Source organism: Dorea acetigenes (assembly GCF_025567385.1).
Lineage (GTDB): Bacteria > Bacillota > Clostridia > Lachnospirales > Lachnospiraceae > Claveliimonas > Claveliimonas acetigenes.
The window spans coordinates 304,289-324,779 of the sequence record NZ_JAOQJU010000001.1; the positions used below are offsets into that span (position 1 = coordinate 304,289).

The window sequence follows — 20,491 nt, forward strand, 5'->3', positions numbered from 1 at the left end:
TATGAAGAGCAGATTAAAAAAAATCCTGATTATAGTGCTGGCTGCTGTTCTGGCAGTATCTGCAGGGGCAGTAATTTGGAAAGTGCGGCAGGGGACTTCATCTGCTAATAAAGAGGGAGAAGTAGTTGAAGGGGAAGTCGTAGACGATTCGGAAATGTCTGAGGCGGAAGCCGGGAAGGAAGTGCCCGGGATTAAGATTGAGAAGGCACAGCCACAGGAATCTGAGCAGACAGAACAGCCCTCTTCGGAAAACAATCAGCCTTCAGAGAATACACCGGAACAGACAACCACCCCGCAGTCTGCAGGACAGACCGGGATAAGTGAGATACAAGCCCGGTTGGAGAACCTGGTTTATACAGAATACGGCGCAGGCGGCAAGGTTGCAGTCTGTACCGGCAGGGTGAATGAAAACGATATGGCAATGGTTAACGGAGGCGCGATGCAGGCGGCCAGCCTGATTAAGCTGTATGTGGCAGGATGCGTGTATGAGAATTACGGCTTAGTCAGTGCATATGAGTCCTATAGCGGCGAGACGGAATCTCTGATTAGTATTATGATAACGGTCAGTGATAATACGGCATGTAATACTCTGGTAACCAGATTGGGAGACGGAGATGCACAGACCGGAATGGCTCGTGTGAATCAATATTGCGCGAATCATGGGTTTTCTGACACACACATGGGGCGGTTGATGCTGCAGCCAAATGATGTGGATGATAACTACACGTCGGTACGCGATTGCTGTAACTATCTGAAAATGGCGAGTGCGGGCCAGCTGCAGGGCTCTTCCAGTGTGCTTGGTTATATGAATCAACAGCAGAGAAGAAGCAAAATTCCGGCAGGACTGCCGACAGGCGTAACGGTGGGCAATAAGACGGGCGAGCTTTCTAATGTGGAAAATGATGCAGCAATCGTATACAGTGCCGGTGGTACGTATGTATTATGTGTGATGTCAGAGAATCTTTCGGACACATACCAGGCGCAGCAGTTCATAGCACGAACATCCAGCGTGGTGTATGAGGCTATGCAATAGTTTTACTTTTCTATTGACATATCTTTAAAAGCATTATAAAATATAACAGTGATATATAACACTGTTATAAAATTGTGGAGAAAGTATTTATGAGCGAAGCAGAACAGACAACTTTGGATTCCATCCATTCAGCGGCTATGCAGGAATTTCTTGAAAAGGGTTTCAGGACCGCCTCCCTGCGGAACATTGTCAAGATGGCGGGTGTGACTACGGGAGCCTTTTATGGCTATTATAGCAGTAAGGAAGAGTTATTCGAGTCATTGGTAGGAGAGCAGTATCATACTTTTTTGAATGAATATAAAAAGACGATACGGGAATTCCGCGAGATGTCTCCGCAAAAACAAATGGAGAATCTGGGTACCTTTTCTTTTCAGTGTGTACGGAATATGCTCTTGTATGCGTATGACAATCTGACGGAATTTAAACTTCTGCTTTGCTGCTCGGAAGGTACTCGTTTTGCCGGGCTGCTGGACGAGATGGTGGAGATTGAGACAGAAGCGACGCATGATTTTCAAAAAATCCTTGATAGTATCGGAAAACCTTCGCCGCATATTGATCCAATGCTGGAACATATTTTGATTACCGGGATGTTTAACACGTATTTTGAGTTGATTATCCATGAGATGCCGATAGAACGGGCAGAAATTTATCTGTCCGAGATGTGGGATTTTTATTGTGCGGGATGGTATAAAATTATGGGACAGTAGCATTATGCTACAGAAAAATAGAATCCTTGTAAAATGTGGATTCTATTCTTTTCCCCGCAAGTTAGTTAAGGCTAATAAAAGTTTGGAGAGAATAATGGAACGACTGCAGCGTTCCCTTATTATATATTATAAAAAGAGGAGGTTTTATCTTTGAAAAAAGAGTCTAATCTGAAGAAACTTTTAGGTTATGCCGGAAACTATAAATATTTAACGATAGCTTCCTGGGTGTTGAGTGCTTTTAGTGCGTTTGTGGCATTGCTTCCTTTTGTGTACATCTGGAAAGTTATAAAGGAAGTTCTGGAAGTTGCCCCGAATTATGCAGAAGCACAGAATTTGGCATATAATGGCTGGATGGCAGTATTATCTGCGGTTGCAGCAATTCTTATTTATGTGATGGCCCTGCTGTGTTCGCATTTGGCGGCGTTCCGCGTACAGGCAAATATTCGGATGAAAGCGATGCATCATATTGTAACATTACCGGTAGGATTTATGGACAGCGTTGGAAGTGGCAAAATCAGAAAAATCGTATATGAATCCAGCGCGGCGACAGAGACCTATCTTGCCCATCAGCTTCCGGATAAAGCAAATGCTCTTGCAACGCCTGTGGGGCTGTTGATTTTGCTTATGGTTTTTGATTGGCGGCTGGGACTTTTAAGTCTTTTGCCCATTGCAGCGGCATTTATAATTATGAGTGTGATGACAGGAAAGCGCATGGCAGAGAAGATGAAGGAATATAATGACGCACTGGCACAGATGTCCAATGAGGCAGTGGAATATGTAAGAGGAATATCCGTTGTTAAGACATTTGGGCAATCCGTATTTTCTTTTAAACGATTTAAAGAGTCTATAGATAATTATGAAAAATGGGTGATTGCATACACAAAGGATCTGCGTCTGCCGATGATGGTCTATACAACTCTTGTAAATGGTGTTTTCGCGGTACTGATTGCGGCGGCGCTGGTGATGACATCGGACGGTGTGACAAATGAGTTCCTTCTGAATCTGATGTATTACATTATCATTACGCCGATTATTACACTAACCCTTACAAAAATCATGTATGCAAGTGAGAATAAGTTGATTGTGGCAGATGCTATGTCACGAATTGATAGTATTTTAGAAAGAAAGCCGCTGCCGGAAACGAAAAATCCCAGGCATCCGGAAAATAATTCTGTTGAGCTTGACCGGGTTTCCTTCTGCTATAAGGAAGGGGATAAGAATGCATTGGATCAGGTTTCCATTAAAATTCATGCAGGCGAACATGTTGCCTTCGTGGGACCTTCCGGCGGCGGGAAAACGACGCTTGCGAGTGTTGTGGCAAGGTTCTGGGATGTAAATAGCGGCTCTGTAAAAATCGGAGGCGTAGATGTAAGGGATATCCCGAAGGAAGAACTGATGAATATGGTTTCCTTTGTGTTTCAGGATTCAAAGCTTTTGAAAACATCCATTCTTGAAAACGTGCGGATAGCGAGGCCGGATGCTTCCCGGGAAGAAGTTTTGGAAGCGCTTCGCGACGCACAGTGCGGCGACATACTGGATAAACTGCCGGAAGGCGTGGATACAGTTGTGGGTGCAAAGGGGATATACCTGTCAGGAGGAGAGCAGCAGAGAATTGCTATTGCCCGTGTTATGCTGAAAAATACGCCTATTCTTATATTGGACGAAGCCACGGCATTTGCAGACCCTGATAATGAAGCGAAGGTACAGGCGGCGTTCCGTATGCTTGCGAAGGGGAAAACGGTACTGATGATTGCACACAGGCTGTCTACCGTAACGGGTATGGACAGGATTGTTGTAATAAAAGATGGAAAAATTGCAGACAGCGGAACGCATGAACAATTAAAAGAAAAAGATGGTCTGTATGCTGAAATGTGGAAGCAGTACAACAAGGCTGCAAAATGGAAAGTGGGTGTTGTGAATGATTGAGAATTAAAACACACCTTTGCCCTGTCCGAGAAAGGGGCAAAGGACATGGTTAAGGCGTTTCTTGCATGTATTCTGCATAATATTTCTATGATGATTCCGGTAATTCTTTTGTACAACCTTGTCAGTGACCTGTTGGATGGAGGAATACCGAATGGGAAAATTGCATTTTACATAGGAGGTATCATCCTTGCGCTTGGAATTATATGTTTCACCTATTATCTTCAATATAATGCGACTTTTTTTGCTACCTATGTAGAAAGCGGAGTACGCAGGCTTGCCCTCGCGGAAAAATTAAGAAAAATCCCTCTGGCTTTTTTCGGAAAGAAGGATTTGGCGGACTTAACGAATGTTATTATGGGCGACTGCGCTTCTCTGGAAAGCGGCTTGTCACATTGGGTCCCGGAGCTGATTGGCTCCGTTGTATCGACACTGTTGATTGCGGTTGGTATCTTTATTTTTAATTGGAAAATGGCTCTTGCTTCTTTGTGGGTATTGCCGGTTTCTTTTGGCATTCTGATTCTTGCATCGGGTTCAATGAGGAAATCGGAGCGAAAAGTGAATGCATCTCAGGTCTCCTGCTCTGATGGAATACAAGAGTGCCTGGAAGCTATGAAGGACTTAAAGGCCAATAATGCGGAGCAGGAATATTTGAAAGGGTTGGATGAAAAAATAAAGCTGGTTGAAAAACAGACCGTATTCAGTGAGCTTACGCATGCAGTATACAACACTTCAGCCAGAATGGTATTAAAGATAGGAATTGCTACTACAGTCTTGGCCGGAGGAATGCTGCTGGCTTCCGGACAGATTACCCTGCTTACATTCTTTGCATTTTTGATATTGGTTTCTCGTGTCTATGACCCGCTGATTGCTGCTTTGGATAATCTGGTGGCAGTTATGATGATGTTGAATATCCAGTGCAGACGGATGGATGAAATCTTAAGTTATCCTGAGCAAGGAGGAACGGACAGATTGACAAACCAGGGATACGATATTACCTTTGAAAATGTGGGGTTTTCTTATAATAGTGGGGAAACGGTATTAAAGGATGTATCTTTTACTGCAAAACAAGGAGAGGTTACCGCTTTAGTGGGTCCATCCGGCGGCGGGAAAACAACGGTGTCACGTCTTGCTGCAAGATTTTGGGATATACAGAAAGGAAAAATCAGTGTGGGAGGCATGGATATCTCGGAGATTGATCCGGAAACACTGATGTCGCTGTATTCCATTGTGTTTCAGGATGTTACTTTGTTTAATAACACCATTATGGAAAATATCCGCCTGGGCCGGAAAGATGCAACAGATGAGGAAGTCCTTGCGGCGGCAAGACTTGCAAATGTAGATGAATTTGCTGCAAAGCTGCCGGACGGCTATCGCAGCATGATTGGAGAAAATGGCTGTGAACTTTCAGGAGGAGAACGCCAGCGTATTTCCATTGCAAGAGCATTTCTGAAAAATGCACCGATTATTCTTATGGACGAAGCAACCGCTTCTCTTGACGTAGAGAACGAAACACTGATTCAGGAATCTTTGTCAAGGTTGATTGAAAACAAGACAGTGATGATTATTGCACATCGTATGCGTACCGTAGCTGGAGCGGATAAGATTGTGGTGCTTGCAGACGGAAGGGTGGCAGAACAAGGGCATCCCGATATGCTTCTTAAAAAGGATGGTTTTTACGCCCGGATGGTAAGACTTCAGACACAGAATCAGGAGTGGGTAATGTAACTCCAAATGGAGTGCTGACAATTTTAAATGAGGAGAGATGAGGAAGTATTAAGGCGTGTGAGATGTTACCATTTCATGCGTCTTTTTTTGGTGTGCCCGGTGGCGCACGTTCTGACGGGTGAAAGTCCCTAATCCGCCTGGAATTGTATTTAGTAGTTATGGAGCGAGTATAAGAGGGAAAGAGATAGCAATATATACTTGACTTTTAAATATTACAGATGTAATATTTAATAAACCTGTTATATCAAATGGAACCTAAAAAATTTAATTTTAAATATTACAATCGTAAGAAAGGAGATTGGTATGAAAACCAAAAAGATTTTGGGATTTATTTTTGTTGTATTATGCATATGTACTGGTTGTAGAAAAGAAGCTGCAAATGAAATGCAAGATAACACAGAGAAGCAGGATATGAGTGAAAGCCAGTCGAGTGTTTGCGATAATTCCATAAAAGTGGCGGAAATTTACAGAGATATTTATGAAAGAGCAGTAGAAGAAAATGCTTTGGATATACTGGAAATAGAGGAAGAAATTATAAATTGTCTGGGAAGTGCGGGATATGTAGCAGTAGACGGAGAAAATCAGATTGATATGGTTCATTACGAGAGAGTAATAAAATTTTGTGAAAGTGCTCGGAATGGAGAAAATGCGGAGATAGATATTGTCTCATTGTTATCATTAGATGGATTTGTACATTATTATCTGAACGCAGCTAAAGGAGAAATAAAAGTAACGCTAGTTACAGTTCGGTGGGAAGAAGGGTTCCCCGAAGTGACTTACTATCATGAATTTTCTGCATACACATGGAAATACACAGATGGAGGTTACCTTTTTATTGAAGAATATCATCCGTTCGGCTATGACGGTGCTCCGGGACAAAAAGGATTTCGTGTCATGCCCCTTGATAAAACTTGCAGGGAATTGAATCGGAAATATGTGATGCCGATTGGGTACGAATGCAACAATATGTTGATTACAGATTGGAATGAACAGAATTATGCGGATTTAGATTTTTATGATATGTATGAAATCTTGTATTATTTGGAAACTGGCAGTTATGTTTCTTATGAAAATAATTATAATGGAACGGAGTATGAGATACCGAAATCAGATTTTGAAGAGGTAATCCAGATGTATTTTCAAATAGAGAGTCAGGAAATCGAAAATCATACCGTCTATAATACAGAGCGACAGACATATCGCTATCGGGCGAGAGGTCTATATGATGCCGAATTTCCATATGAGCCATATCCAGAAGTGATTGCTTATGAAGAACAAAGAGATGGGACAGTAAAATTGACAATAAAGGCAGTTTGGGAAAGAGAAAAGCAGGATCAGGCTTTTTTCAGTGAATTAGTTGTACGTCCGTTAGAAGATGGACGGTATCAATATGTATCAAATCAAGTGATTGAGACAGGAGAAAAGCAAGAGCCGGTCTGGTATATGCCCCGTCTGACAGATGAAGAATGGGAGATATACTACGGAGGAAAGCAGGAGTAAGATAAGGAGGTATCGTGATTTGGAAGATATAAAGTGGTTAAAATAGCGGAACAACCCCAAAATAGTTTATCTGAAACAGTAAATGAAACAGATGCGAATTATACGCCTACATATTTTGGAATCTCTATGCCGGAAGTGACGGGGATACGGGAAAATGATGACGGAACGATGACATTAACGGTAGAAGCAGTATGCGATATGGTTATTTGTAATGACGCAGTTATCACACATGAACTTACTGTACAATTTAAAGACGATGGAACTTTTCAATATTTGAGAAATGAAATACTTGATGATGGAATACAAAACATACCGGATTACCAATACCGTATTCAGGTAAAGTAGTTGTATGAGGTAACCAAATGAAAAAAGGAATTAAAATTATAATATATTTTGTGGGCATAATTGTCATACTGGCTGCTGTGTTTTATTTGAGCCTTTTTTATGTAACAAATTGCAAGAAAATTGACTGTGATGTTTCGGTTTCTCCTAATCAAAACTATGAGTTGACGCTTCAGCAAATCGGAGAGCCAGACTGGCCATTTGGATCGGTAAGCGGAAGGTTGGTTCTTGTGGGGAATAATAGAAAAATAGTTCAGGCAGATTTTGAATTGCGTAATGACGGTGCGTCAATAAGCGATGTTTGCAATGCATAAGGTTTTTTGGAAAAACAGAATGTTTATTGCAGAAAAGCTTATTTTAGAGAAACAGTATCTAAAGGCAGAAGAACTTTTAAGTAGAGATAAAGAGAAATTTCTTTATAATGAAGTGATTCGAAATTATTTATTAGGGGGCTGCTATGATAAATTGGGAGAGCAGGAGTCGGCTAAAAAATACATGGAATATGTGAAACAATATGGGAACACAATGCCTTGCAAAAAGCAGGCGCAGGAATGGTTAGAGACGAAGTTACAGGGGAGACTGATAAGCATATAACAGTCTCCCCTGTAGAATATATGATCAAAGAATGTTAAGGAGATAGCAGATTAGTTCCATATTTGCAGATCAGAGAGAATGGATGTAGTGATCTCTGCCGCCTTGCTTCCGGTTGTCTCAGATTCACCTTGAATATTTGTGGCAAAATAATAGACATTTCCGGATTTTTCAAGAAAACCGATAAACCATCCGTTCACGTCCTGCCCATCGACACGTCCGGTTCCTGTTTTCCCGTAAAATGAACCTTCGCTGTTAGAAATCAGGAGAATGGAATTTTTTACAGCCGCTATATTTTCAGGAGAAAATTCAAATTCGTTATCATGAAATTCCTCTAACATTTCAATCTGTTCCAGCGCAGATATTTTCAGAGAATCGTCTGTCCAGTATAAATCCGTATCGGTGCTTGCTGTTTGATTTCCGTATCCTATTTCATGCAGATATTTTTTTACAGAATCAAGTCCTATTTGTGAATCAATGGATTGAAAGTACCAGTTTACGGAATTTTGCATAGCAGAATTTAAATTTTGATCCGCTTCCCAGGCATCAAAAGGATAATCTTCTCCGTTCCATACCATGTTAGAATGTTGCGGTGTGATGATGTCATTTTCTAAACCTAGCAGAGCATCATAAATTTTGTAAGTGGAATTTGGCGCTATACGTTTTTGTGCTGAATCCCTATTGTATATGTTCCATGAGCCTGCATTGGAATCGTATAGGACAAAACAGCCCTCGTACCCGTCAAAATTTCGTGTCAGGTCAATATAAGTGATATTTTTCTCATCTTCATTGAAATTGTATTGGTCATAGCCGGAGGCATGAATAGAAAGAACCGGCGCACACCCTAACAATAGGCAGGCAACAAAGACAAATGCGATGATTCCCTGTATTTTTTGGGTCAGGGGTTGCTTTTTGAAATTTGCAATGCTTAAAATTCTCTTTTTCATTTGTTTCATACTGCCGCTGATTCCGGTGGCAAATGGAAATGGCGACAGAGATATTTTTTCTGCAAAATTAATCAATGTATTTCCGTATGCCTCATAATCAGTTTCGTTTAGTAGTTGCAGTACAGAACAGTCACAGGCAATTTCTCTGTCGCAGCGCATTTCCTTTAAGGAATACCAGATCAGAGGATGAAACCAATACAAAATACCAATCAGATTCATAATATGTCCGATCAGGGCATCTTTATATCGATAGTGCTGCAGCTCATGTAAAATCATAAAACGCATATCTGCCGGGTGCAAGTCGGAAATCAGATGGATCGGAATGTAAATACGGGGTTTGATAAAACCGACAGTTACCGGAGATTTCAAAAAAGCAGTACTGTACACAGGAATTTCCTTCTTAATTCCGGATTCAGCAATACAGTTTTGAAAGATTACTTTTACTTGTTTGTTTTGCAGTGGCAGTGCAGATTGTTCTATGGTACGCAGTCGTTTCAATGAGCGACAAATCAGTAATATCATTGCAAATATTCCAATTCCCCAAATAACCAAAAGAAACGTATTTACATAGGATGGAGTTTGGCTGCTGACAGAAACTGCAAAGTCATTCACTTTGCTGAAAGCAGAATCTGAAGCAGCGAGAGTTGTGCCGGACATATCTGTAACTGCATTTTCTGCCTGTGTTCCCCATTGAAAGTTGTACCATGAAAGGAAAGATGTAACGGGCAAGGAACGGATTGGCAGGAAAGGTATTGCAAGAATAACTAGCAGTATGAACCAAAGATTGTACTGCATACGGGCGGATAAATGATTCCTCAACAACCGCTTGAAAGTAATAATGATGCCGATAAATAAGCATATCAGTACATTGCATATAAGGAAATGAATCCCAAAGTGATACAAGCAGACCGCCTCCTTTATTACTTATGCTCAGATAGAAGATGACGCAGTGAAGTAATTTCCTCTTTGGACAAATCATCATTTTCAAGATAAGAAGACAACATGGCAGAGATGTTGCCGTTATAGTACCGTTTCAGAAAAGAATTGCTTTCCTGACGGATATATTCGCCTTCATCTACTAAAGGTGTGTAAACAAATACACGACTTTGTTTTTCGTAGGTAAGAGCTTTCTTAGCAACCAGTCTTTTTAACATGGTCTGTATGGTTTTCGGACTCCAGTTGGTAGTTTTTGTTAGCTTATCAGTCACTTCATTTGTGCTGATAGGGGCATATTTCCATACAACTTTCATGACTTCAAACTCTGCCTCTGAAATTTGTGGTAATTTACTCATAGAATTCCCTCCAAATCTTACATATGTAATAAAGATATTATATAAAGATTTGTTGGAAAAGTCAAAGGGATGCTATAAAAGTATTAGATGGATCCTTAACAGATGAAATGAAATTACTATTAGAATGTGTTAATATGGATTGACACAAACAAAAACATAGAGTAATATTATATAGAACACTTGTTCTTGGAACTCGTTTTTAAAATTTTGTAGAACCTTTGAAAATGATATAATTTGGATGTGATAATTTCGGTTGGGTATCGTGTGAAATCTCATCGTGGAACACAATTTCGTATTTGCCCCATATTTTGTGGACTATACGGATTGAATGGACAGGATAAAACTATTTGGACTGAATGGGTTTAGTGACCTCCATTCGTAAAGGGAATAAAAGAAATCATTGTATTTGACAAGAAGTAATAGAAAAATCATATTGAATGTTCTAAGAAGGGAAGCGAATTATGAAAAAGAAAAACGAAGTATCAATCATACGTTCTTCAGCAGCGGAATACTTGACTTTTATTACGGCTACTGGTGAAAGCGATGTAAATGCGATATATTTTGAAGAGAATGTCTGGCTTACACAGAAAATGATGGGTCTGCTTTATAATGTGGAAACACATACAATTAATTATCACCTGAAAAAAATATTTGCAGATGGTGAGTTGGATGAAAATTCAGTTATTCGAAAATTTCGAATAACTGCCGATGATGGGAAAAACTATAATACGAACCATTATAATTTAAAAGCGATTATAGCTGTAGGAAATAAAGTGGATTCCCCGAGAGCAGTTCAGTTTCGAAAGTGGGCTATGATAATTTAAAGTTAATGAGAAGATTTTATCTTAGTTGGTCGCACTATATTATTTTGATGAGAATTTCTAATATAGATGAGAGACATTTTTATGAGATAGAAGCGTATAGAAATGGCTGGAGCAAAGATGAATTGGCACGACAATATGGAAGCTCTTTATATGAACGATTGGCGTTAAGCAGAAATAAAGAGGAAGTAATGCGCCTTGCAATGGAAGGTCAATCTAAAATCATAGATAATTTACAAAAATTTTTGTTGGAACTAGGAAGAGGGTTTACTTTTGTTGGAAGGCAAGTAAGGTTTACGTTTGAAGAGGAGCACTTTAGAGTAGATTTAGTATTTTATAATCGTTTACTTCGTTGTTTTGTATTGTTTGATTTGAAAATTGGACAATTGAAGCATCAAGATATAGGACAAATGCAGATGTATGTTAATTATTATGATCGGAAAGTAAAACTGGAAGATGAAAATCCAACTGTTGGTATTATTATTTGTAAAGATAAGAAAGATGCAATTGTAGAAATGACACTGCCTAAGGACAATAATCAAATCTTTGCAAGCAAATATCAAACTGTTTTGCCGAGTAAAGAAAAATTGAGGATGTTGTTAAATGAAAAGGATACAGAATAAATTGTGTTGTATGAGATAAAGTGACTATCGAGTTTTTCTCGAGGATTCAAACATAGAGGAGTATTATATGGATCATTTTGAATTAGTATCAGAATACGCCCCCACCGGCGATCAGCCGCAGGCGATCGAACAATTAGTAAAAGGCTTTAAAGAAGGCAACCAGTGCCAGACCCTCTTAGGTGTCACAGGCTCAGGCAAGACCTTTACGATGGCCAACGTCATTCAACAATTAAATAAACCAACCCTTATCATCGCCCATAATAAGACGCTTGCGGCGCAGTTATACGGTGAATTTAAGGAGTTTTTTCCCAACAATGCGGTGGAGTATTTTGTCTCCTATTATGATTACTACCAGCCGGAGGCTTATGTACCCTCATCAGATACCTACATTGCTAAGGATTCTTCTATTAATGATGAGATTGACAAGCTGCGTCATTCTGCTACGGCAGCGCTCTCTGAGCGTAGAGATGTTATCATTGTTGCCAGCGTATCCTGTATTTACGGTTTGGGTTCACCCATTGATTATCAGGAGATGGTGATTTCCTTGCGGCCCGGTATGGAAAAAGACAGGGACGACGTAATCCGCAAGCTGATCGAAATTCAATACGACAGGAACGAGATGGACTTTCACAGAGGGACGTTCCGTGTACGGGGTGATGTGTTGGAGATTATTCCGGCGTACACGGAAAATGTGGCGTACCGGATAGAATTTTTCGGAGATGAAGTGGACAGAATTACAGAGATAGACGTTTTGACGGGAGAGATTAAGAGCTCGTTGAACCATGTGGCAATCTTTCCTGCTTCCCACTATGTGGTATCTAAGGAAAGTATGGATCGTGCGATTGCTGATATTGAGGTGGAACTGGAAGAGCAGATCCGGTACTTCAAAGGGGAAGGGAAACTACTGGAAGCGCAGAGAATTTCTGAACGGACGAATTTCGATATTGAGATGATGCGGGAGACGGGATTCTGTTCCGGTATTGAGAATTACTCCAGACATCTGACAGGGCTTGCGCCGGGACAGCCACCTCATACACTGATTGATTATTTCCCGGATGATTTCATTATGATGATTGACGAGTCGCATATGACGGTGCCGCAGGTGGGCGGGATGTATCACGGGGATCAGTCCAGGAAACGGACGCTGGTAGAGTATGGATTTCGTCTGCCGTCGGCATTGGACAACAGACCCTTGAGTTTTGATGAGTTTGAGAGTAAGATTAATCAGGTTCTGTTCGTATCAGCGACGCCGGGATCTTATGAGGAGCGCAATGAACTGCTCCGTGCGGAACAGGTAATCCGCCCGACAGGGCTTTTGGATCCGGAGATAGAAGTGCGTCCCGTAGAAGGGCAGATTGATGACCTTGTGGGAGAAGTGAATCGGGAGATTGCAAAGAAGCATAAAATCCTGGTGACAACGCTTACCAAAAGGATGGCTGAGGATCTGACGGATTATATGAAGGAGCTTGGTATCCGGGTGAAATATCTTCATTCTGATATTGATACGCTGGAACGGGCAGAGATTGTAAGGGATATGCGTCTGGATGTGTTTGATGTATTGGTAGGAATTAATTTGCTGCGGGAAGGGCTTGATATTCCGGAAATTGCCCTGGTGGTAATCCTGGATGCGGATAAAGAAGGCTTCCTGCGTTCTACGACTTCGCTGATACAGACGGTAGGGCGTGCGGCGCGTAATTCAGAAGGCCATGTCATTATGTATGCGGATAATATGACAGATTCTATGAAGGTGGCGATTGAAGAAACGAAGAGAAGACGCCGGATTCAGATGCAGTATAACGAAGAGCATGGGATTACTCCGCAGTCTATCCATAAGTCGGTCAGGGATTTGATTAGCATTTCCAAGAAGGTTGCGGCAGAAGAGCTCCGCATGGAGAAGGATCCGGAATCTATGAATAAAGAAGAACTGGAGAAGCTGATTAAAGATATTACGAAACAGATGAAAAAGGCAGCCGCAGAACTGAATTTTGAGGCGGCGGCAGAGCTGCGGGATAAAATGACGGAATTAAAAATACAGCTGAATGATATAAAAGATTAAGAAGGGCAAAAAAAGATGACATTAGATAATAATAAGCAGTATATAAAAATCAGAGGAGCGAACGAACACAACCTGAAGAATATTGATTTGGATATTCCGAGAAATGAGCTGGTAGTGCTGACCGGGCTTTCCGGGTCGGGAAAATCTTCGCTTGCCTTTGACACGATTTATGCAGAAGGACAAAGAAGATATATGGAGTCGCTGTCTTCTTATGCGAGACAGTTTCTGGGACAGATGGAGAAGCCGAATGTGGAAAGCATTGAGGGACTGTCGCCTGCTATTTCCATCGACCAGAAGTCAACGAATCGGAATCCCAGATCAACAGTGGGAACCGTGACAGAGATTTACGATTATTTCCGGCTGCTTTATGCCAGGATAGGAATTCCACATTGCCCGAAATGTGGCAGGGAAATTAAGAAGCAGACGGTAGACCAGATGGTAGATCAGATTATGGAGCTTCCCCAGGGGACGAAGATCCAACTTTTGGCACCGGTAGTCAGAGGAAGAAAGGGATACCACGCAAAGTTATTTGAACAGGCAAGGAAAAGCGGATATGTCCGTGTGCGTGTGGATGGGAATTTATATGAATTGTCAGAAGAGATCGCACTTGACAAGAATATTAAGCATAATATTGAGATTATCGTGGACCGTCTTGTAGTGAAGCCGGGGATTGAAAAGAGGCTTACAGATTCTGTAGAGAGCGTGCTGCACCTGGCAGAAGGTTTGCTGATCGTAGACGTTATCGGGGGAGAACCGATTAATTTCAGCCAGAGTTTCTCCTGCCCTGACTGTGGAATCAGCATTGATGAGATTGAGCCGAGAAGTTTTTCCTTTAACAATCCTTTTGGAGCATGTCCGGTGTGTTTCGGTCTGGGGTATAAAATGGAATTTGATGAAGACCTAATGATACCGGATAAGTCGTTGAGCATTAACCAGGGGGCGATTGCTGCCATGGGATGGCAGTCCTGTACATCGAAAGGAAGTTTTACACGTGCAATCCTGGATGCGCTTACGGAGGAGTACCACTTCTCATTGGATACGCCTTTTGAGGAGTACCCTCAGGAAATTCATGATATCCTGATTCATGGTACGAATGGAAGGGAAGTGAAAGTACACTATAAAGGGCAGCGTGGGGAAGGTGTTTATGATGTTGCGTTTGAAGGGTTGATCCGCAATATGGAGCGTAAGTACAGAGAGACGGGCTCCGAGATAATGAAAGCGGAATATGAAGAGTTTATGCGGATTACACCGTGCCATGAGTGCGGCGGCCAGAGGCTGAAAAAAAGTGCGCTGGCGGTTACTGTGGGAGAGAAGAATATTGCGGAGATTACAGCTCTGTCGGTTGATAAACTGCAGAAATTTCTTGATACACTGGAACTTACCAGGCAGCAGCACTTGATCGGGGATCAGATATTAAAGGAAATCAAGGCAAGACTGCAGTTTCTGTTGGACGTAGGGCTGGATTATCTGACGTTGGCGAGGGCAACAGGCTCTTTGTCAGGAGGAGAAGCGCAGAGGATCCGGTTAGCAACACAAATAGGTTCTGGTTTGGTGGGTGTGGCATATATTTTAGATGAGCCGAGTATTGGGCTTCATCAGCGGGATAATGATAAGCTTCTGGCAACCTTGAATCATTTGCGGGATTTAGGAAATTCTGTCATTGTGGTAGAACATGACGAGGATACGATGCTGGCAGCAGATTGCGTGGTGGATATTGGACCGGGAGCCGGAGAGCATGGTGGGGAAGTGATTGCCCAGGGTACGGCGCAGGATATTATGAAAAATGAGAAATCAATTACGGGAGCTTATCTAAGCGGAAGGATTCGGATTCCGGTGCCGGAAGAGCGGAAAACGCCGACGGGCTGGCTGAAGGTTGTAGGAGCACAGGAAAATAACCTGAAAAATATTGATGTGAAATTCCCACTTGGCGTGATGACCTGTGTGACAGGAGTATCCGGTTCAGGAAAGAGTTCATTGGTGAATGAGATCCTGTATAAGACCCTTGCTAAGGAATTGAACCGCGCGAGGACGATTCCCGGGAAGCATAAGAAGATTGAAGGAATACGGCAGCTTGACAAGGTAATCAATATTGATCAGTCTCCCATTGGCCGGACGCCGCGTTCCAATCCTGCAACGTATACCGGGGTGTTTGATTTGATTCGGGATCTTTTTGCTGCGACACCAGATGCAAAAGCCCGGGGATATAAAAAAGGACGTTTTAGTTTTAATGTAAAAGGCGGGCGCTGCGAGGCATGTGCCGGTGATGGAATTCTGAAGATAGAGATGCATTTTCTGCCGGATGTCTATGTCCCATGTGAAGTGTGTGGGGGAAAAAGGTATAATCGGGAGACCTTGGAGGTACACTACAAGGGGAAGAATATTTATGATGTACTGGATATGACTGTGGAAGAGGCCATGCATTTCTTTGAACATGTACCAAGTATCCGAAGGAAGATGGAAACTCTTTATGATGTGGGATTGTCTTATATTCGGCTGGGACAGCCTTCTACTACGTTGTCCGGAGGAGAGGCTCAGAGGATAAAACTTGCGACGGAACTAAGCAAAAGAAGCACAGGGAAGACGATTTATATTTTGGATGAGCCAACGACGGGACTTCATTTTGCAGATGTGCATAAGCTGACGGAGATTCTGAGAAGACTTGCGTCAGATGGAAATACTGTAATTGTTATTGAACACAATCTGGATGTGATTAAGACGGCAGATTATATTATTGATATCGGGCCGGAGGGCGGCGATAAGGGTGGAACCGTGATTGCAGAAGGCACACCGGAAGAAGTGGCGGATAACCCTGCTTCCTATACCGGAAAGTATATCAGAGGAATGCTTGACAGATACTATGCTGATGAAAATAAGAAATAATGGCTTTTTATTTTAGAAAAACATGGTAAGATATAAGAAGTGCTTAGCACTTGGTAACAGATAGAGCAGAACGAAAGGGGAACGGGGATGTCAGTGGATATTGGAATTGATCTTGGAACAGCCAGTGTTCTTGTATATGTGAAAGGTAAGGGTGTTATATTAAAGGAACCGTCTGTCGTGGCATTTGACAGAGATACAAATTCTATCAAAGCGATTGGTGAGGAAGCGCGCCTGATGCTGGGGAGAACGCCGGGCAATATTGTAGCGGTCAGACCACTTAGACAAGGCGTGATCTCAGATTATACCGTAACGGAAAAAATGATAAAATATTTTGTGCAGAAGGCAATGGGAAGGCGGACATTCAAAAAGCCGCGTATCAGTATCTGTGTGCCAAGCGGTGTGACAGAAGTAGAGAGAAAGGCGGTAGAAGAAGCGACCTATGCGGCAGGAGCAAGGGAAGTCCTTTTGATTGAAGAACCGGTTGCGGCTGCAATCGGCGCCGGAATTGATATTTCCAAGCCTTGCGGCAATATGATTGTAGATATTGGAGGCGGTACTGCAGATATAGCTGTTATTTCTCTTGGGGGTACAGTTGTCAACACTTCGATTAAGATAGCCGGTGACGATTTTGATGAGGCAATTGTCAGATATATCCGTAAGAAGCATAATCTTTTAATCGGGGACCAGACGGCGGAAGATATTAAGATTAAGATTGGTACGACCTATCCTCTTGTGGAAGAAGAAACCATGGAGGTAAGAGGAAGAAATCTGGTAACGGGACTGCCTAAGACAATTACCGTAACGTCCTCTGAGACAGAGGAAGCTTTTCGGGATGCTACGGGGCAGATTGTAAATGCTGTGATTGGAGTTCTGGAGAAAACGCCGCCGGAGTTGTCGGCTGATATCCTTGACCGGGGAATTATGCTTACGGGCGGAGGGGCGATGCTCCGTGGCCTGGAAGAATTGATTGGTGAAAAGACAGGAATCAATACGATGACGGCTGAAGAACCCATGAAGGTAGTGGCAATAGGGACAGGTCAGTATGTGGAATTTATGGCAGGACGCAGGGATTTTTAGGAACTATGGAAGAAATAAAAGGATATGTAGAGCATATTGTATTTAGAAATGAGGATAATGGATATACGGTATTTCATTTGAATAATGATGATGGCGAGCTGACCTGTGTAGGGACATTTCACTATATTGCTGAGGGAGAGCTTTTAAAGCTTCGCGGCGATTATGTGAATCACAGTCTCTATGGCGTGCAGCTTCAGGTGAAGGAATCGGAAGTGTGCGAGCCGGAAGATTTGATTTCTATTGAGCGTTATCTTGGTTCAGGAGCTGTAAAAGGTTTAGGAGCAGCGCTTGCAGGGAGGATTGTGCGAAAATTTAAAGAAGATACTTTTCGGATTATTGAAGAAGAGCCGGAGCGGCTGGCAGAGATTAAAGGAATCAGCGAGCGCAAGGCAAGGGAAATTGCCGTGCAGGTAGAAGAAAAGAAGGATATGCGTAAAGCAATGATATTTCTTCAGAAATATGGCATTTCTACTTCCCTTGCAGCAAAAATCTATCAACGGTATGGAAATGGAATTTATCGCGTGATTGAAGAAAATCCCTATCAAATGGCAGATGACATTGCCGGAATTGGATTTAAGACGGCAGATGAGATAGCCGGGAAAGTGGGGATACATACGGATTCCGATTATCGCATCCGAAGCGGGCTTCTCTATACACTCCTGCAAAGTGTCGGCGAAGGCCATGTTTATTTGAGCCAGGAGGTTTTGCTTGCCAGAACAGGAGATCTTCTTGGGGTAGAGATAGAGCATATTGAAAAATATCTGATGGATTTGTCCATGGAACGGAAGATTATCCTGAAAGAGAAAAAAGAAGAGCGCCGCGTATATGCCGCCAATTATTATTATATGGAACTGAATACTGCAAAAATGCTTCATGATCTGAATGTCAGATTTGAAGAATCAGACGCTGCTGTCAGCCGGCGCCTTGCGCAGATTGAGAAAAATATGGATATTCCGTTGGATTCTATGCAGCGTACGGCGGTCATTGAGGCGGCGAAGAATGGGCTTCTGATTCTAACCGGAGGTCCGGGAACAGGTAAAACGACAACAATTAATGCTGTTATCCGATATTTTGAAAGCGAAGGAATGGATATTTATCTGGCAGCGCCAACAGGAAGGGCGGCAAAGAGAATGACGGAAGCCACCGGGTGTGAGGCACAGACGATTCACCGACTGCTGGAGGTAAGCGGGAATCCTGAAGAAGAGCAGAAGAATGGGTTTCAGCGCAACAGGGAGAATCCCTTGGAAGCGGATGTCGTGATTATCGACGAGATGTCAATGGTGGATCTGCCGCTGATGCATGCTCTGCTGAGCGCGATATGTGTAGGAACGCGGCTGATCCTGGTGGGCGACGGCAATCAGCTTCCTTCTGTGGGGCCGGGAAGCGTTTTGAAAGACATGATTGATTCTCATTGCTTTTCGGTGGTGATGCTGACAAAAATATTTCGTCAGGCAGGCGAAAGCGATATTGTTGTAAATGCGCATAAAATTAACAGAGGAGAGCCGGTTGTACTGGATAATAAGAGCAGAGATTTCTTTTTCCTGAAGCGGCAGGATGCCAATGTAATTATCAGTGTATTGCTTACTTTGATTCAAAAGAAGCTGCCGGGATATGTTCATGCCGATACCTATGATATCCAGGTATTGACGCCGATGCGGAAAGGATTGCTGGGAGTAGAACGCTTAAACGGCATTTTACAGGAATACCTGAATCCTCCTGCACAGAATAAAGAAGAGAAGGAATTTGGTGAAAAAAAATTCCGTGTCGGCGATAAAGTAATGCAGATCAAGAATAATTATCAGCTGGAATGGGAAGTATCTACGAAATATGGAATGACGATTGATAAAGGAATGGGGGTTTTCAATGGAGACATGGGAATCATCAGGGCTATCAATTCATTTGACGAAACCTTGCAGGTGGAGTATGATGAACATAGAGTAGTTACGTATCCTTTTGAACTGTTGGACGAGTTGGAACTTGCCTATGCGATTACCATACATAAAGCACAGGGGAGCGAATATCCGGCAGTAGTGATTCCGCTTCTCCAGGGCCCAAGGCAGCTTTATCACCGTAATCTTTTGTATACTGCAGTGACGAGGGCAAAAAAATGTGTGACGTTGGTTGGCAGTGAGCAGGTATTTCAGGAAATGATAAGAAATACAAATGAGCAGAACAGAAATACCAGTCTTGCCGAGAGGATCAGAGAATTTTGCTTATGAAAAGAAGAATTATGAAGTGTATCGCAGAGGGAGGAAGGAAAATCCTGGGGCTTCTTTATCCCCATACCTGTCCCCTCTGTGGGAAAACGACAGCAGAAGAAATCTGCGGAGCGTGTGCAGATAAGCTTCTGTTTATTGCAGAGCCAAGGTGCATGAAATGCGGAAAACCAATCCGCAGCGATGAAGAAGAGTATTGTTATGACTGTGCACACAGGCAGCATGAATATGAAAGAGGATACGGAATGTGGGTGCATCAGGGTGATGTGCAGGCTTCTGTTTATCGTTTCAAATATCAGAATCGAAGAATCTATAGTGAATTCTATGCGAAAATGCTGGCAGAGCAATATGGATCGGCAGTTCGCCGTTGGAAAATCTGTCTGATTATTCCAATACCCCTTTATCGAAAAAGAAGAAGACAGAGAGGATATAACCAGTCTGAATTGGTAGCAAAAAAGCTTGGAAAAATACTGGACATTCCGGTGGACTCCAAAAATCTCCGGCGGGTACGCAATACCAATCCACAAAAGAAAATGAACGCAAGAGGGAGAAGAACCAATCTTAGGAATGCCTTTAGGGTGCGGGACGGGTTCGCCCCGGTGCAATCAGTGTTATTAATTGATGACATTTATACTACAGGGAATACCATCGATTGTGCTGCACGGGAATTGAAAAAAGCAGGCGTTCAAAAAGTGTATTTTTTAACCATAAGTATTGGACAAGGATACTGATATTTGTTATACTTAAAATGATGT

The 20,491-nt window shown here is 42.4% G+C and carries 14 protein-coding genes and 3 pseudogenes; 15 read left to right on the forward strand and 2 right to left on the reverse strand.

The genetic code is table 11. The features are described 5' to 3' along the window. Window position 1 precedes the first annotated feature (1 nt). The 7 genes and pseudogenes from OCV99_RS01515 to OCV99_RS01550 all read left to right on the forward strand — a co-directional run bounded on the left by OCV99_RS01515 (window position 2) and on the right by OCV99_RS01550 (window position 7,827). Complete coding sequence (locus OCV99_RS01515; protein ID WP_158367479.1) at window positions 2–1,033, forward strand: serine hydrolase; 1,032 nt, start codon at window positions 2–4, stop codon at window positions 1,031–1,033. A gap of 89 nt (window positions 1,034–1,122) precedes the next feature. Then, window positions 1,123–1,740 carry a TetR/AcrR family transcriptional regulator gene (locus tag OCV99_RS01520; RefSeq protein ID WP_158367481.1) on the forward strand — a complete coding sequence of 206 codons (618 nt, stop codon included), beginning with the start codon at window positions 1,123–1,125 and terminating at the stop codon, window positions 1,738–1,740. Between the two features lie 150 nt (window positions 1,741–1,890). After that, entirely contained in the window at window positions 1,891–3,666 is a 1,776-nt protein-coding gene (locus OCV99_RS01525; RefSeq protein WP_158367483.1) for an ABC transporter ATP-binding protein, read from the forward strand. Window positions 3,667–3,711: 45 nt separating this feature from the next. Then, window positions 3,712–5,391, forward strand: a complete 1,680-nt coding sequence (locus tag OCV99_RS01530; RefSeq protein WP_158367485.1) for an ABC transporter ATP-binding protein — start codon at window positions 3,712–3,714, stop codon at window positions 5,389–5,391. Between the two features lie 303 nt (window positions 5,392–5,694). Further along, window positions 5,695–7,236, forward strand: a pseudogene (locus OCV99_RS01535) (DUF6070 family protein). Between the two features lie 17 nt (window positions 7,237–7,253). Beyond that, window positions 7,254–7,547, forward strand: a complete 294-nt coding sequence (locus tag OCV99_RS01545; protein ID WP_158367487.1) for a hypothetical protein — start codon at window positions 7,254–7,256, stop codon at window positions 7,545–7,547. Window positions 7,548–7,566: 19 nt separating this feature from the next. Beyond that, window positions 7,567–7,827, forward strand: a complete 261-nt coding sequence (locus OCV99_RS01550) for a hypothetical protein (RefSeq protein WP_158367489.1) — start codon at window positions 7,567–7,569, stop codon at window positions 7,825–7,827. Between the two features lie 50 nt (window positions 7,828–7,877). Here the strand turns inward: OCV99_RS01550 and OCV99_RS01555 are convergent, their stop codons facing one another. After that, a complete protein-coding gene (locus OCV99_RS01555; protein WP_158367491.1) occupies window positions 7,878–9,674 on the reverse strand; it encodes a BlaR1 family beta-lactam sensor/signal transducer in 1,797 nt (598 codons plus the stop codon). Window positions 9,675–9,691: 17 nt separating this feature from the next. Then, window positions 9,692–10,063, reverse strand: coding sequence for a BlaI/MecI/CopY family transcriptional regulator (locus tag OCV99_RS01560; protein ID WP_158367493.1), 372 nt, complete (start codon window positions 10,061–10,063; stop codon window positions 9,692–9,694). Between the two features lie 228 nt (window positions 10,064–10,291). Here OCV99_RS01560 and rhuM (OCV99_RS18185) point away from each other — a divergent pair. The 8 genes and pseudogenes from rhuM (OCV99_RS18185) to OCV99_RS01600 all read left to right on the forward strand — a co-directional run. Next, a pseudogene (rhuM, locus tag OCV99_RS18185) lies at window positions 10,292–10,360 on the forward strand (RhuM family protein); the annotation flags it as partial. 164 nt (window positions 10,361–10,524) lie between these two features. After that, window positions 10,525–10,887 (forward strand): RhuM family protein, encoded by a 363-nt coding sequence (gene rhuM / locus OCV99_RS01570; RefSeq protein WP_262574497.1) that lies wholly within the window; start codon window positions 10,525–10,527, stop codon window positions 10,885–10,887. 8 nt (window positions 10,888–10,895) lie between these two features. Next, window positions 10,896–11,507 (forward strand): annotated as a pseudogene (locus tag OCV99_RS01575) (PDDEXK nuclease domain-containing protein); the annotation flags it as partial. A 67-nt stretch (window positions 11,508–11,574) separates the two neighbouring features. Then, entirely contained in the window at window positions 11,575–13,563 is a 1,989-nt protein-coding gene (gene uvrB, locus OCV99_RS01580; protein WP_158367495.1) for an excinuclease ABC subunit UvrB, read from the forward strand. Between the two features lie 15 nt (window positions 13,564–13,578). Next, a complete protein-coding gene (uvrA, locus tag OCV99_RS01585; RefSeq protein WP_158367497.1) occupies window positions 13,579–16,443 on the forward strand; it encodes an excinuclease ABC subunit UvrA in 2,865 nt (954 codons plus the stop codon). 87 nt (window positions 16,444–16,530) lie between these two features. Then, window positions 16,531–17,520 (forward strand): rod shape-determining protein, encoded by a 990-nt coding sequence (gene mreB, locus OCV99_RS01590; RefSeq protein ID WP_158367499.1) that lies wholly within the window; start codon window positions 16,531–16,533, stop codon window positions 17,518–17,520. A gap of 5 nt (window positions 17,521–17,525) precedes the next feature. Then, window positions 17,526–19,739, forward strand: a complete 2,214-nt coding sequence (gene recD2 / locus OCV99_RS01595) for an SF1B family DNA helicase RecD2 (RefSeq protein WP_158367501.1) — start codon at window positions 17,526–17,528, stop codon at window positions 19,737–19,739. Further along, window positions 19,736–20,467 (forward strand): ComF family protein, encoded by a 732-nt coding sequence (locus tag OCV99_RS01600; RefSeq protein WP_227192227.1) that lies wholly within the window; start codon window positions 19,736–19,738, stop codon window positions 20,465–20,467. The genes recD2 and OCV99_RS01600 overlap by 4 nt, the downstream gene beginning before the upstream one ends. Window positions 20,468–20,491 lie beyond the last annotated feature (24 nt).